This window comes from Nocardia sp. NPDC052316, assembly GCF_044547795.1.
GTDB lineage: Bacteria > Actinomycetota > Actinomycetes > Mycobacteriales > Mycobacteriaceae > Nocardia.
This window is the reverse complement of sequence record NZ_JBIUBB010000006.1, coordinates 329253-343728: the sequence shown is the minus strand read 5'-3', so window position 1 is coordinate 343728 and position 14476 is coordinate 329253. Positions and strand designations below refer to the sequence as shown.

The following is a 14476-nucleotide window of genomic DNA, read 5'->3' as shown; positions in this document are numbered from 1 at the left end:
CCCCCGCGCCGAGCCATGGTGAACGGTTGACGAATGACCATGCAGCGCAAGCGAACCGCAGCCATCGCCGCGGCACTGGTGGCCGTCGGCACGATCACGAGCTGCGGATACGCCACGGACACACCGCCCGCCGCTGACTTTCCGTCCGGCTTCTGGCAGGTGGACGACTACGGCAGCGTGCTTTCCGTGCATGCCGACAAGCTGGAGACCTACCAGTTGACCGCGCTCAGCTGTCTGAAGGACGACACCGCGGTGCGTTCCGGGAGCCAGGGCCGTTTCGTCACCGAGGGCAAGGACGTGCTCACCCTGCGTCCCGGCGGCAGCCCGGACCAGGCCACGCTGCACATCGACGGGTCGCCCGGCGATCGCACGCTCCGCCGCCTTTCCGCCTTACCGCTGTCGTGCACCAGCTCCGTCGTGCCCGCCGCCTTCGACGTCTTCTGGCAGACCTTCCAGGAGCACTACCCTTTCTTCGCGACGAAAGGCGTTGACTGGCAGCAGGTTCGGGATACTTTTCAGCCGCGCGCCGCCCAGGCCGAGCAGCGTGGCGACGATGATGCGCTCTTCGGAGTGCTGCGGGACATGGTCGCGCCACTGCACGACGCACACGTGGTCGTGTCGGCAGGCGACGGCAGGTTCTTCGGCACCGTACGGCCGGGGACAACCGTCCCGAGTCCGCAACTCGACCACCAGGTCAAGGAGTACGTTCAGCATCGCGACCTCCAGCAACACCCGCTGACCGAATACGCCAACGGCCGCATCGGCTATGCCGACCTGCCCGGCCAGAACTACGGCTACCTGCGGCTCTCCGCGTTCAGCGGCTACACCACCGAACGAACCTTCGCCGCCGACAGCGCCGAACTCGACCGCGCCCTGGACGCGATCTTCACCGAGGACCGCCGCATCCGGCTGCGAGGATTGATCCTGGACCTGCGAGTCAACGGCGGCGGCTCGGACAGTCTCGGCCTGCAACTGGCCGCCCGCCTCACCGACCGCCCATATTTCGCATACGCCAAGAAAACCCGAACCCTCGGCCCCCAGCCCCAACGCGTCGAACCCGCGCAAGGCGCATACGCAGGCCCCGTCGCGATCCTGACCGGCGGCTCCACCGTCAGCGCCGGCGAGACCTTCACTCAGGCCATGCTCGAACGCCCCTCCCGCACAACACGAATCGGACAACCAACCCAAGGCGTGTTCTCCGACGTCATGCAGCGCAAACTCCCCGGCCCCGGCCACGAGGACTGGTGGTTCGGCGTGCCGAACGAGGAATTCCTGACCTCCGACCACCGCACCTTCGACGGCACCGGCATCCCACCCGAATTGACCGAGCCGGTCTTCACCGACGAGGAGTTCGCCGAAAACCGCGACTCCGCCTTCGATCGTGCGCTCAGCTGGCTGACCAGCGGCTCTTGACGTCCGACAAGGGCCGTCCGAGGCCAGATACCCCAAGACCACGGAGATCTGGTGGCGTTCATCACTCGCGCCATACCGCCACCAGCTCGCCGTGGCCACGACGATTCCGCTCGCACATCGAAAGCGATGCGGTACCGACGGCCTCGACCCGGTAGACTCCCCGACGTCCCAGTGGCGCACCATCGACACCACCGGGCCAGCCCTCGTAGCTCAGGGGATAGAGCACCGCTCTCCTAAAGCGGGTGTCGCAGGTTCGAATCCTGCCGAGGGCACAATCTCCCCCGCAGGTCAGTGAGGATTTGCGGTGTACTTCTATGCCGACTTGCCACAGTTGTGCCGAATCGCTCGCTTCACCGAGCTGTTCCTGCCCCATCCGCCTCCGAGCCAGTACTCGACGTCCAGAAGCTCAACTCGCTCGTCGTCCAATGTCCCTCGTATCGGCCGACGACCGCATCAGTGCGTTGTTCGGCAGCTTGATCATGAATACATCCGGAACGACAGCGGCGGAAACTGCGCTACGAATCCAACCACTGCTCCCACCTCGGCAAAACACACCGACGAGGAACGCACAGACGCAAACTCGCTGTACAGTCCTCATCCGAATGTGATGTGGTAGATGTCGTGAGCCGACTGAGGGGCCTGAGTAAGCAGGAGCAGGTTGCATGCCAGATTGCTGAACGCGTCTTGGGTGCCGTGGCCGAGCCCTGGGACGTCGATGGCCGGAACGGTGCCGTCGATGCCATGCTCGCACTCGCAGATGGGAGAAGAGCAGCGTTCGAGGTGACAGTGCTCGCAGCTGCTGGGGCAATTCAAACCGATGCCCTGCTCTACGCCGACGACAACAGTTGGCCCCTGCCCGGCGCGTGGACGTGGACGATTCGAGTCGGCGACCCCTCAGACATCCCACGCCTGCGGAACTCGTATCAAAATATTGCGCTGGCATGTGAGGCAGCAGGCGTCGAGCGACCGCAGGAACTGATCTGGCATCGCCGGACCTCCGACTCCGACCTGCGCTGGCTCGTCGAGGAATCGACCTCACAAATGTTCGGGCACAGCACGGTACCAGCGGTGGACGGTGAGAAAGTTCGTTCCGCGATGCTGGTTCCCAGGGGGCGCGGTGGCGCTGTAGATGTCTCGCTCGAAGGTTTGCGTGGAGCTTTACAGCAGGCGTTCGGAGAACATCATCTGCCGCGTCACATCGAAAAGCTCTCCCGAGCCGACGCGGACGAACGTCACCTTTTCATTCCAATCCATTTCAGTGCACTGCCGTTTCCTGTTGCTGATGGACTGAGGCGCGGCGAGGCGATTCCTCCTGAGCCGCCGCCGTTGCCGGAAGAGATCACTCACTTATGGCTCGCACCGTCGTTCTCGCGACGAGTACTCCTGTGGAGTAATACAGGATGGAGCTACCACAACCAGTACGACAATTGAGTCCTTTCACGGCGTCGCTATGCGGCAGCGGAACATCCCGTCAGTAACATCAAGCGCGAGGGTTTCATGTGTATCCGGCGGGCTCACTACCGTTGGTCGCCCTCCAGTGTGTCGTTGTTTTCGTGACCGGGACCGGCGACAGGCACTTGCGGTTCGTCGATTGGTCGGCGCTCCCTCGCTCTCATTGACTCTGGGTGCGCTGCCCGGTACCGAGCCGATCACGGCGTCTATCTCAGTCTGCTGACGAGGTAGACCGGCCGTGGGAAACCGACCAAACGCCCCGCTCATGAGCGAATGCCCGATCGCGAGGCGCGATTCAGCAGCCCGGCGGCTTCCAACGTCGATAGTGCGGCTTCCTTCTGCCTGCACCGAACAGACTCGCTATGCAAGTGAATCTGCGAAAGTCGTTGTGCCTGGACCGTATTAAGCGGGCCAGGGTCGAACCCACAGTGGTCGTAATAGGGATAAGAGTTCGGGTCGTCTGAGCCGTTCTCGAAGCGCACAGCTATACGCACCGTGTCGAAATCGACGTTCATCCAGTAACCACCACCGGCAGGTCCGGCCTCGCGAAGCCGGACGGTATCGCGAACTCGGGGTGAGGATCCAGATTCAGTCTGTACTGACTCGGTCACCCGTGAACGCCGCTTGGCCATGTAGCCAACGATGGTTGTGCAGCACGTATCCCTGGCCTGGTTCAAGGCTGAAGCGGAGGGGGTGCCGTTTGATCGCCGCTGCGAGCACAGGCAGATAGCGCGTGATCTCCGGTGAGTATTTGGCCAATCGGTCAGTGCGGTATCGAACCCGTATCCGTCCGCCTTGGGCGTGCTCGAAGACCGAGCCTAGATATCCTGACGCACCGCCGAAAAGCGCTGTGCGTGGCTGAGATAGCACGTGTGCCGCTTCGGGTGTTGCGACGCCCAGCGACCGGTACCACCTCCGGAGAGTATGCATTGCGTTGGCTCTTGACCAACGCAATGCATACCACTAGAAGACTGGCCGTGGACCCTGCCAAGCGGCGTTCCACGGTCACGGGAATTTGTTGCCTGATACCCAGAAGACGGCTCGGATCGATGCTGGCCTTGGCCGCATGCGGCGGAGATGATCGATATACCGATCAATTGCCATCGAATGCCCCTGAGATCGTTTTATGAATCATCGATGACGTGATCGAACCGGCATCGGCCACGAGCAACTCGGCGGTCTGTGCGTACCCGTCAGCGGGTCAATAGCGTGCGGATGGCTTGGGTGACGGTGGCGGGGGATTCTTCGGCCATGAAGTGGCCGGAGGTGACGGTGGTGTGGGTGAGGTTGGGGGCCCAAGCTTTCCAGAGGGATTGGGCGTCGAAGCCTAGGGCGGCGCCCCAGTCTTGTTGGAGGACGGTGACCGGCATGCGGAGGTGGTTGCCTGCGGTGCGGTCGGTGCGGTCGTGGTCCAGGTCGATGGTGGCGGAGGCTCGGTAGTCGGCGACGATGCTGGGGATGGCGGCGGCGGAGGCGCGCAGGTAGGCGGTGCGGAATTCGGGTGGGATGGCGGCGGGGTCGTGGGTCCAGGTGTCGAGGAAGTGAGCGAAGAAGAGGTCGGGGGTGGCGGCGATCATTTTTTCGGGGAGGCCGGGGGGTTGGGCCATGAGGTAGAGGTGGAAGCCGACGGCGGCGGTGACGCCGTGCATGACGTCCCACATGTCGAGGGTGGGGAGGACGTCGAGTGAGGCGAGGTGGGTGATGGTGTCGGGGTGGTCGAGGCCGGCGCGGATGGCGACGAGGGCGCCGCGGTCGTGGCCGGCGAGGGCGAAACGATCGTGGCCGAGGGTGCGGGCCAGGGTGACGATGTCCGCGGCCATGGTGCGCTTGGCGTAGGTGGTGCCGTCGAGGTCGGCGGGCTTGTCGCTGTCGCCGTAACCACGCAGGTCGGGGCAGATGACGGTGTGGTCGGCGGCGAGGTCGGCGGCGACGTGGCGCCACATCAGATGGGTTTGCGGGAAGCCGTGCAGCAGCACGACGGGGCTGCCGGAACCGCCGACGGCGACATTGAGTTCGACCTGGTCGGCGACGGCGATCCGCTGGTAGTCGAATCCGGTAATCTTCGGTGCCATGAGGTGTCCTTCCGATGTTCGTTGGTGACGGTGGACAGTCTTTTCTCGCGCACTCAGCAACTGGTCAGCAGCGACTGAGTACGGCGTCGGCGGGCGCGTGGCGCAGCTGAGCTTCGGTGTGCTCGGGCCCATCGGTGCCGAGCGCGCCGGGACGCCGCTGCCGCTGAAGGGGCCGAAGCACCGCGCGGTGCTGGCGCGGTTGCTCGTCGCACGAGGGCGCATGGTCACGGTGGATCAGTTGATCGACGATCTGTGGGAACGACCGCCGCGCGGCGCGCTTGGCGCGATCCAGACCTTCGTCGCCGAGCTGCGGCGGGTGCTGGAGCCTGACCGCGCACCACGCACACCGGCGCAGGTGCTGGTGACCGTCGCGCCGGGCTACGCGTTGCGCACCGAACCGGAAGCGGTAGACGCCGACCGATTCGAGGCCGCCGTCGCGCGGACCGCAGAGCTGCTCGCCGCGAAACAGTTCGAGCGCGCATTGACGATGGCCGATGTGGCGGCCGCACTGTGGCGCGGCCCTGCCTATGCGGAATTCGCCGAACAGGGCTGGGCGCGTGCCGAAGTCGACCGGCTCGACGGGTTGCGACTGCTGGCCGTCGAACAGCGGGCCGCCGCGCTGATCGAGCTCGCACGGCCCGCCGAGGCCGAATCGGCGCTCAATGCCCTGCTCACCGAACATCCATTGCGCGAACACGCCTGGCAGCTGCTCGCTGTCGCGCTCTATCGCTCCGGCAGGCAGAGCGACGCGCTCGCCGCCTTGCGCCGCATCCGTCACCTGCTGCGCACCGAGTTGGGCACCGACCCAGGACCTGAACTCCAGCGGGTGGAGGCGGACATCCTGGCGCACGCGCCTCAGCTGCTTTCCTCGGCCCCACCCGCCCGAACCTCGCCGCCCGGAAAGGATTTCGTCGGGCGTCGACAGGAGTTCGCCGCCATACAGCACGTCGCGAACGACGTTGCCCGGCACGGCCATACCCGGCTGGTGCTACTGGCCGGCGAGGCCGGCGCCGGTAAAAGCGCTCTCGCCGAACAGGTTTCGTCCGCGCTGACCGACGCTGGCTGGATCGTCGCGCGTAGCGAGAGCCCGGCCGACCTCGGCGTTCCACCGGGCTGGGCCTGGACCAGGATCCGCACGGCGCTTAACTCCGCGGGCACAGCACACGGTGACGAGCGTCCTTCGGTGAACAGCGACGAACGTCCGGCCGTCCCGAACAACGAAGGCGCACCGGCGGATCCGGTGGAGGCGCGCTTCCTATTCCATCGTGCCGCGGCCGACTATCTGGCGTCGGCGGCGCGACGCGCGCCAGTTCTGTTGGTGTTCGACGACATACACAACGCCGGTTCGGAGACCCTCGATCTGCTCTCCGTGCTCGTCACCAGCGGTATCGAGGCACCGGTGCTGATATTGGCGACGTACCGCAGCACCGACATCACCGCCGAACTCACCGCCGCGCTGGCCAAGATGGCACCCGCCGAGCCGGTTCGCGTGTACCTGAGCGGCCTGCCCGAAGACGACACCGTCGCGCTGGTTCGGGCGATCGCCGGGCCGGATATCGCCGAGCACGATGGCCACCGAATCCACCGGCGCGGCAACGGCAATCCGTTCTTCGTTCGCGAACTGGCTCGGCTGCTCCGCGACGAGGGGTCCGACGCGCTCGACACCGTCCCGGCCGGTGTCCGCGAGGTCATTCGGCATCGCATGGCGACGCTGCCGCAGTCCGCGCAGACCCTGGTCCAGCAGGCCGCCGTACTCGGTGAGGAGGTCGACCGCGAAATCCTCATGGATCTGGCGGATGACGCAGCGGGCGCCCTCGACGACCTCGAGACCTCGCTGACGGCAGGGCTGTTCACCGAATCGCCGGACGGATCGCTGCGATTCACCCACACGCTGGTCCGCGACACCGTATACCGCGACATCAGCGGTCCGCGCCGGGCCCGCTGGCACGGCGAGACCGGTGCGCTACTCGAAAAGGTAGGTGTCGCAGACGTTTCCGTCCTCGCGCATCATTTCGTCCGCGCGAACAGCCGGACCACCGCCGCGAGCGCGGCCAGGTACGCCGGGGCCGCGGCGGTCGCGGCGGAACGGGGGTTCGCTCTCACCGATGCGGTGCGGCAATGGCGCGCGGCCCTCGACGCCTTCGACCGGATGTCCCGACCCGATCCGGCCGCGCGACTCGACGCGATCACCGGACTCGCTCGCACGTTCGCGGTCACCGGTAACTTGGCCGAGGCCAGGCACTACCGCGGGCTGGCCATCGCACAGGCGGGACAGTGGGCCGATCCGGTGCAGGCCGCCCGCGTGATCAGCGCATTCGACGTCCCCGCCATCTGGACCAGCAACGACAACCCCGACCTCGCCCGCGACATCGTCACGGCCGCCGAGCGCGTCCTCGCCGAGCTGCCCGCCGACCAGCGCGTGCTGCGCGCCGGACTGTGCACGACCGTCGCCCTCGAACTGCGCGGCGCCAACGACGACCGCGGGCTACTCGCCGCCGAAGAAGCCGAGGCGATCGCCAGGGAGCTCGGCGACCCCGCCTTGCTGTCATTCGCCCTCAACGGCCGTTTCATGCATACCTTTCAGCGCACCGGACTCAGCGCGGAACGAGCTCGCATCGCCGACGAACTCATCGCGGTCGCACGACGCCATCGGCTGGTCACCTTCGAAGTCCTGGGTAACTTGATCGGCATCCAATCAGACTGTGCTGCAGCAGATCTCACTTCCGCCGACGCACACGCGGCGGCCGCCGACCAGCTGGCCACCGAATACGAGCTACCGGTGGTCGGCGTCTTCACCCACTGGTACACCGCACTGCGCACCGCACTCACCGGCACCCACCACGCCGCCGAGACCGCCTATCGCACCGCAGCCAGAATGCTCACCGGCAGCGGCATGCCCGGCGTGGAACAGGGCCTGCTCCCCCTCGCACTGCTGTGCTTGCGACTCCAACACCGACTGCCGCCCGGCGACGACACGGCAACCTTGGGCCCATACGAACCATGGGTCCGCCCGATCGCCTTGTTGGACAACGGCCTTCGCGACGAAGCCGCCGTCGCCCTGCGAGAAGTCCCCGACTCCCCACGCGACCTGCTGCTCGAACTACGCATCTGCCTCGTCGCCCGCGCCGCCCACCCGCTCGGCGACACATCGACCATGCGGCGTTGCTACGACCAACTCCTGCCCGCCGCAACCGAACTCGCCGGCGCGGGCAGCGGCCTGATCACCCTGGAACCGGTCGCCTACTACCTCGCCGAACTGGCCGCCGCCCTGGGCGATCCAGCAGCCGCCGCCGCGCACCGGCAGCAAGCTCTCGACCTCACCCATCGAGTCCGCTCGCCCCATCTCAGCGCGGCCGTCACCGCACCACTGACCAGCACAGCGGTGAGCTCAGCCGAGTAGACCCTTGCGACGGCCGAGCCCCGCGATGCGCGACAGCGACCGGGCACCCGCGCAGAGTACGGTGAGTTTGCTTATAGTTCGCCATACCTCGAATGTGTTACCTACACAGCTGTCATGAGCCGCTCCTCAACTGGTCGCCGATATAGCACCAAGGAGAAGTCTTCGATGCGCATCAATCGTGGTTGGAAGAGTTCGGTGACCCTGGCCTTGGTCTCGGCAAGCGTCCTGCTCGGGCTACAGGCCGCTCCGGCCGCCGCGGAAACTGCGGGGCTGCTGATCTCGTCGACTCCGCAGGCCGACGGCTGGCGGCCGATGCCGAACGGGTCGGTCATCACCTATTGGATGGCCGGGTCGGACGGCACGCCGCAGCGGGCCAGCGGGGCGTTGTTCGTGCCGGAGGGCACGCCGCCGCCGGACGGGTGGCCGGTGATCGCGTTCGATCACGGGACCACCGGTCTCGGCCGCGGGTGCGGTGGCGAGTCCGATCCGCGCACGGCGCCGAACTCGCACTGGCATACCGAGGAAGACGACATCATGCTGCGCCTGGTCGATCAGGGGTTCGCGGTGGTGGCGCCCGACTATCTCGGACTCGGCCTGTTCGACACCGGACCGCACCCGTATCTGGAGCTGAAGACCGAGGCGACCGCCACCATCGATCTGCTGCGCGCCGCCCGCTCCGCGCACCCCGAGCTCTCGCGCACCTGGGCCGCGCTGGGGCTCTCGCAGGGTGGTCAGGCCGCGCTGGGCGCCGGACACCTCCAGGCGAGTTACGCCCCGGACCTCGACTACCGCGGCACCATCGCGATCGACCCGGAGTCCGATGTCGAGAAGGTGCTGCCCATCGCGGGTCCCACCATTCCGACGGTGCCGGGCACTGCGGAGACGCTCGGCTTCGTGACCAGCATTTTCGCCGGCTTCCGAGCCGCGCGCCCCGACATCGACTTCGACCAGTATCTGAGCCAGGCGGGGCGGACGCTGCTCGATGAGATCGGCACCATGTGCAAGCCGGAGATCGAGGCGCGGGTAGATGGTGTCGGCATCGGTGAGCTGCTGTCGAAGCCGTTGTCCGACAGTCGTGTCCGGGCCGCCTACGAGTCCTACCTGACGGTGCCGACCAGCGGCTACGACGACCCGATCCTGTTGCTGCTCAACGTCACCGATACGACGGTCCCGTCCCCGCTGCACGCGGCACTTGCCGCTCAGTTCGCCGCCAACGGCGTCGACTTCCAGACGGTCACGGGCACCGGGACGCACACGCAGCTCAACCCCCAAATGTGGTCCGCCATCGACGCTTTCCTGACTCGTGTCAGGTAGCAGACCCGCCTGGCGAGAATCCGTTGGAACCTGACGATCGAGCTACTTCTCGCGGACCGGAGCGGCGCTTAGCGTCGTAATCACCGACGAGAAGGAGACTTTCGATGCTCGCACAGTTCGTACTGTTCGACGGATTCGACCCGCTGGACGTGCTCGCGCCCTACGAGTTGCTCGGTGCAGGCGGCATGATCACCGGCGGGTCACTCCAGGTCGAGCTGGTCTCCGCGGAGGGTGCGCGGGAGGTACCCAGCGGGGTACACCCGGTGTCGCTGCGAGCCACCGGCCCGCTCACACCGGACCGCGCGGACCTGGTGATCGTGCCAGGCGGGATGGGTCGTATGCCCACGGACGCGGAGGACTATCGGGACGACAGCGTGCTCACCGTCCTCGTCCAAGCCCTCGACACCGAGCTGTCCGACCTGCTCAAAGCGGCAGTGGCCCGGCCCGAGCTCACCGTCGCGACCGTCTGTGGTGGCTCACTGTTGCTCGGGTTCGCCGGTCTGCTGACCGGCCGCCCGGCAACCACACACGCTTTAGGCATGGCGGCTCTCGCGCGCACCGGCGCTCAGGTGGTGAACGCCCGCGTCATCGATGATGGTGACCTGATCTGTGGTGCCGGCGCCACCTCGGGTCTGGACGTGGGCCTGTACCTACTGGAACGCGAACTCGGCCCCCAGGTCGCACACGCCGTGGAGCAGCTGATCGCCTACGAACGTCGCGGAACCGTCTGGCGCAAAACGGGTTCCGTACCGGTCGCCGCCTGATCCGCCGGTAGGCGACACCGGCCGCTGCTTGTTCTTTGCCGACACCCGGAGCCCGGCGAGCCAGCCCGGGTCGTAAGCCCCGCGGCGAGTTGCTCAGCGGGCGACAACCCGGATGGTCTTCAACTCCGAATCCGCGGGATCGGGCACATTCATGCCCGCATCGATGCCGGAGCGCAGGTACTCGATGACGGCGTCATCGATCTGTTCACCGGGCAGGATCACCGGTATTCCCGGCGGGTACGGGGTGACCTGCTCGGCCGCGATCCGGCCCGCCGACTCGGCGAACGGAACGGTGTCGACGGGGCTGAAAAAGGCGTCCCTGGGCAGCATCACGGTCTCCAGCTGCAGTTCGTCCGGTGCGGGCAGCCGGATTTCCGGGGCGGTGTGCCCGTCGTGCTGGTCTCGCCATGCGCTGAGCGCGTCGACCAAGCCGTCGATCGTCGCCTCGTCGTCGGCGAACGACAATGTCGCCTGGATGCGGCGGTGGTCGCACAGCCCCATATCGATGCGCCGGTTCTCCCGCAGCCAATCGGCGACCTGGTAACCGCTTGCGCCGGTGGCGGATACGTCCATCAGTACCTGCATGCGGTCCAGGTCGTGCGAGGCCTCGACACCGAGCAGCGCGTCCTCCATCACCTCGATGTCCGGTATCGCGGCGAGTTCGGCCCTGGCTCGATCGGCGAGTTTCAGTGCGTTGCCGAGCAATTCGTGTCCTTGCTCGACCATCTGCCTGCGCCATCCGTCGATGGCCGAGTACAGCAGGACATTCGGGCTGGTCGTCATCAGCAGATCCGCACACGAGCTGAGGTGTTTCGCGTCGATCAGATCACCCTGGTGGTGGAAAACCGAGCCCTGTTCGAAGCCCGCCCCCATCTTGTGCACGCTGACCACGCAGACGTCCGCACCGACATCCATCGCCCAGGTCGGCAGATCGGCATGGAACGGCAGATGCGCGCCCCAGGCCTCGTCGACGATCAGCGGTTTGCCACGCTCGTGGCACACCTCGACGATTCCCGCGAGATCCGCACAGGTGCCGTACGGACTGGGGCTCACGATCAGCGCTCCCGCCGCGTCCGGATGCTCCTCCCACGCCTTGCGCACCTGCTCCGGCGACGGCGGATGCGAGAAGTGCCGCTCGGCGTCCCATCGCGGCGTTATCCAATGGGGTTGGACGCCGGAGAAGATCAGGCCCGCGATGATGGATTTGTGACTGTCCCGCGCCACGAGCAGGCCGTCTTTGCTGCCACCGGCGACCGACATCATCGCGGCCTTCACCGACAGCGAGCTGCCACAGGTGGAGAAGAACGCCGTCTCGGCGCCTACCGCGTCGGCCATCAATTCCTCAGCATCCTGCAGATAGCCACCGCGGGAGAGCCGATCGTCGAGTCCGGGGCCGGCCAGCACGTCGGAGCGGAACGCGTCCGCGCCGAGCGCGTCGAGAACGCGCTGGTCAGTGCCTCGCCCCTGGCGGTGGCCCGGCGGGGTGAAGCCGTAACGGCCGAGTCGGTGGTACTCGGCCAGAGCGTCTACAAGCGGTGCCTTCGAGTGATCCACGCTGATCGAGTACCCACGGCCCGGGACAGCACACTCCGGGCTACGTCCCCGTTTTTCGGTAACCACGAAAGGATGGTCTCGCCGGATCGGCCACGACGGACGACGATGGAGGTGTGGCAGGACACTTTGTTCCCGTCCCGGGGTGGTTCGCCTGGGAAAACCAGGATTGCGGCGTCGCGGTCGCGGATATCGACGGCGACGGAGACACCGATGTCGTGGTGTTCATGGTGGACAACCCGGAGGGGCAGAACGCGGGTTTCTACCGGGTCGGCTCGCGGTTCACGGCCGACGGCACGGTGGCCGCGTGGGGGCCGTGGCTGGAGGTGCCGGAGTGGTTCGGCTGGGAGAACCAGGGCGCGGGCATCGCCCTAGCCGATCTCTCCGGCAACGGCAGACTCGACCTGGTCATCTTCCTGGTCGACAACCCGCCGGGCCAGAATCAGGGCTACTACCGGATCGGTCGCGACCTGGCCGCCGACGGCACGGTGACCGGCGGCTGGACGCCGTGGTTGCCGGTGCCGGACTGGTTCGGCTGGGAAAACCAGGGCGCCGATATCTGTCTCACCGTGCTCGACGGACAACCGGTGCTGATCCTGCTCACCGTGGACAACCCGCCCGGCCAGAACAGCGGTCAGTTCCGGCTGGCGAAGGGCCTGGCGGCGGACGGGTCGGTGGCCGAGTGGACACCGTGGCTGGCGGTGCCCGACTGGTACGGCTGGGAAAACCAGGGCGCGGGGCTCGCGGTCGCGGATCTGGACGGTGACGGTCGGCCCGAGCTGATCGTGTTCACGGTGGACAATCCGGTTGAGGGCAATGTCGGGGTGTACACCATCGGCTGGGGGCTGGACGGCTCCGGTCACGCGGTCGACGGGTGGAGCGGCTGGTCCACGGTGCCCGCCTGGGGTTTCACCGAAAACCAAGGTGCGGCAACGACTTTGCTCACCCGGCCGGATGCGCCGCCGGAGCTGGTCGTCTGCACGATCGACGCGCTGCCCGGCCAGAACGCGGGCTACCTGCGGGTGGTCGAGCTGGAGACCGACCTGACGCACGCCGCGCACATGGGCGTGTGGCGGATCCTGGATTTCGGTACCGAGATCAATCCGGTGCACGCAGCGCTGCTGCACACCGGCGACGTGTTGTTCTTCGCGGGCTCGGGCAACGACCCCGATCGGCACCACGCACACGACTTCCGCACGCGCGTATGGCATTACCCGAACCCGGGACTGGACTCGGTGGATACCCCGATCGACCTGTTCTGCGTCGGCCAGGCCATGCTGCCGGACGGCAGGCTGCTCGCCGCGGGCGGCACCGAACGCTACGACCCGTTCTACGGCCTGCCCGACGCGCTGATCTTCGACCCCGCCGCGCTGTCCTGGAACCGCATGCCGGACATGGCTTTCGGCCGCTGGTACCCCTCGCTCGTCACGTTGCCGGACGGCAACGTGGTCTCGGTGTCCGGCCTCGGCGCCGACAATTTCCTCTCGGTGGTGCCCGAACTCTTCGACACCGTGACCGAGACCTGGTCGCAGCTGCCGGTCCCCGGACCCATCCCGATGTACGGCCACCTGATCCTGCTGGCCGACGGTCGCCTGTTCTACACCGGCGGCCAGTACGGCGGCAACAACGGTATGCGGCCGTCGATCTGGGATCCGGCGACCGGCGCGACCACCGAGGTGCCCGGCCTCGCCGATCCGGGCTCGCGCAACCAATCCGCCAGCGTGCTGCTGCCACCCGCGCAAGAGCAGCGGGTGATGATCCTCGGCGGCGGCGGATTCGATATGCACAGTCCCGCACCGGCTTTGGCCGACACGCGGATCGTCGACTGCTCCGGGCCGACCCCCGCCTACCAGCCGGGCCCGCCGATGGACCACGCCCGCATGCATCTGAGCGCGGTCATCCTGCCGGACCGGACCGTGCTGGCCACGGGCGGCTCGGGCATGGAGGAGATGGCGCACGCCGCGCCGCCGCACGCCGAGATCTTCGACCCGGCGGCGGGTCGCTGGATGCACACCGCGAAGTGCCGCGTTCCCCGGCTCTACCACTCCGTCGCCCTGCTCACCCCGGACGGCAAGGTGATCACCGCGGGCTCCAATCCGGCCCGTAAGACCGAAGAGCTGCGGATCGAAATATATTGGCCGCCCTACCTTTTCCAGGGCGATCGGCCCGGTCTGCAGCTCGGCGCGGAGGCGGCGGCCTACGGTGCGACGATCACCGCGACCAGCGCCGCGGCGCTGCGGGAGATCAACCTCGTCCGCCCCTGCGCGTGCACCCACTCCTGCGACAACGAACAACGCCTGGTCGACCTCGAATTCACCAGCGCCGCACCGGATTCGCTGACCATCACGATGCCGGACAACCCCGCGCTCGCGCCGCCGGGCTGGTACCTGATCTTCGCCGTCGACCCCCGTGGCGTGCCCTCGCTCGGCCGCTGGCTGCGCCTCGGCTGACCGTTCCCGGGACACGCCGACCGGGCCGCCCGCTGTGAGGTGGCCCAATGGTGGCGGTGT

General features: G+C 67.0%; 8 protein-coding genes and 1 tRNA gene. 7 read left to right on the top strand and 2 right to left on the bottom strand.

All coding sequences use genetic code 11. The features are described from left to right. Window positions 1-33 precede the first annotated feature (33 nt). The 3 genes from ACIHA7_RS29420 (at window position 34) to ACIHA7_RS29410 (ending at window position 2844) form a co-directional block, all read left to right on the top strand. Window positions 34-1413, top strand: a complete 1380-nt coding sequence (locus ACIHA7_RS29420) for a S41 family peptidase (RefSeq protein WP_397294165.1) — start codon at window positions 34-36, stop codon at window positions 1411-1413. Window positions 1414-1612: 199 nt separating this feature from the next. Beyond that, a tRNA-Arg gene (locus tag ACIHA7_RS29415) sits at window positions 1613-1685 on the top strand. A gap of 349 nt (window positions 1686-2034) precedes the next feature. Next, on the top strand, window positions 2035-2844 hold the full coding sequence (locus ACIHA7_RS29410; RefSeq protein ID WP_397294164.1) for a hypothetical protein: 810 nt from the start codon (window positions 2035-2037) through the stop codon (window positions 2842-2844). Window positions 2845-4058: 1214 nt separating this feature from the next. Here the strand turns inward: ACIHA7_RS29410 and ACIHA7_RS29405 are convergent. Then, window positions 4059-4937: an alpha/beta fold hydrolase gene (locus ACIHA7_RS29405; protein WP_397294163.1), complete on the bottom strand. Its 879-nt coding sequence runs from the start codon at window positions 4935-4937 to the stop codon at window positions 4059-4061. A 97-nt stretch (window positions 4938-5034) separates the two neighbouring features. On the opposite strand from ACIHA7_RS29405, the gene ACIHA7_RS29400 reads away from it, so the two are divergent. From ACIHA7_RS29400 to ACIHA7_RS29390, 3 genes are all read left to right on the top strand, one after another. Then, the gene (locus tag ACIHA7_RS29400) at window positions 5035-8337 is read left to right on the top strand and encodes a BTAD domain-containing putative transcriptional regulator (RefSeq protein WP_397294162.1); all 3303 of its coding nucleotides are present in this window, start codon (window positions 5035-5037) and stop codon (window positions 8335-8337) included. Window positions 8338-8502: 165 nt separating this feature from the next. Continuing rightward, window positions 8503-9651 (top strand): alpha/beta fold hydrolase, encoded by a 1149-nt coding sequence (locus ACIHA7_RS29395; RefSeq protein WP_397294161.1) that lies wholly within the window; start codon window positions 8503-8505, stop codon window positions 9649-9651. A gap of 104 nt (window positions 9652-9755) precedes the next feature. Continuing rightward, window positions 9756-10415 carry a DJ-1/PfpI family protein gene (locus ACIHA7_RS29390; protein ID WP_397294160.1) on the top strand — a complete coding sequence of 220 codons (660 nt, stop codon included), beginning with the start codon at window positions 9756-9758 and terminating at the stop codon, window positions 10413-10415. A gap of 93 nt (window positions 10416-10508) precedes the next feature. Here the strand turns inward: ACIHA7_RS29390 and ACIHA7_RS29385 are convergent, their stop codons facing one another. Further along, window positions 10509-11969, bottom strand: a complete 1461-nt coding sequence (locus ACIHA7_RS29385) for an aminotransferase class I/II-fold pyridoxal phosphate-dependent enzyme (RefSeq protein WP_397294159.1) — start codon at window positions 11967-11969, stop codon at window positions 10509-10511. A gap of 113 nt (window positions 11970-12082) precedes the next feature. Here ACIHA7_RS29385 and ACIHA7_RS29380 point away from each other — a divergent pair, with 113 nt between their 5' ends. Then, the gene (locus ACIHA7_RS29380) at window positions 12083-14416 is read left to right on the top strand and encodes a galactose oxidase-like domain-containing protein (protein WP_397294158.1); all 2334 of its coding nucleotides are present in this window, start codon (window positions 12083-12085) and stop codon (window positions 14414-14416) included. Window positions 14417-14476: the final 60 nt, after the last annotated feature.

What these genes read in the sequence shown, in the direction of transcription:
- ACIHA7_RS29420 (WP_397294165.1), top strand. Translation starts at nt 34, where the DNA reads ATGACCATGCAGCGCAAGCGAACCGCAGCCATCGCCGCGGCACTGGTG.
- ACIHA7_RS29405 (WP_397294163.1), bottom strand. Translation starts at nt 4,937, where the DNA reads ATGGCACCGAAGATTACCGGATTCGACTACCAGCGGATCGCCGTCGCC.
- ACIHA7_RS29395 (WP_397294161.1), top strand. Translation starts at nt 8,503, where the DNA reads ATGCGCATCAATCGTGGTTGGAAGAGTTCGGTGACCCTGGCCTTGGTC.
- ACIHA7_RS29390 (WP_397294160.1), top strand. Translation starts at nt 9,756, where the DNA reads ATGCTCGCACAGTTCGTACTGTTCGACGGATTCGACCCGCTGGACGTG.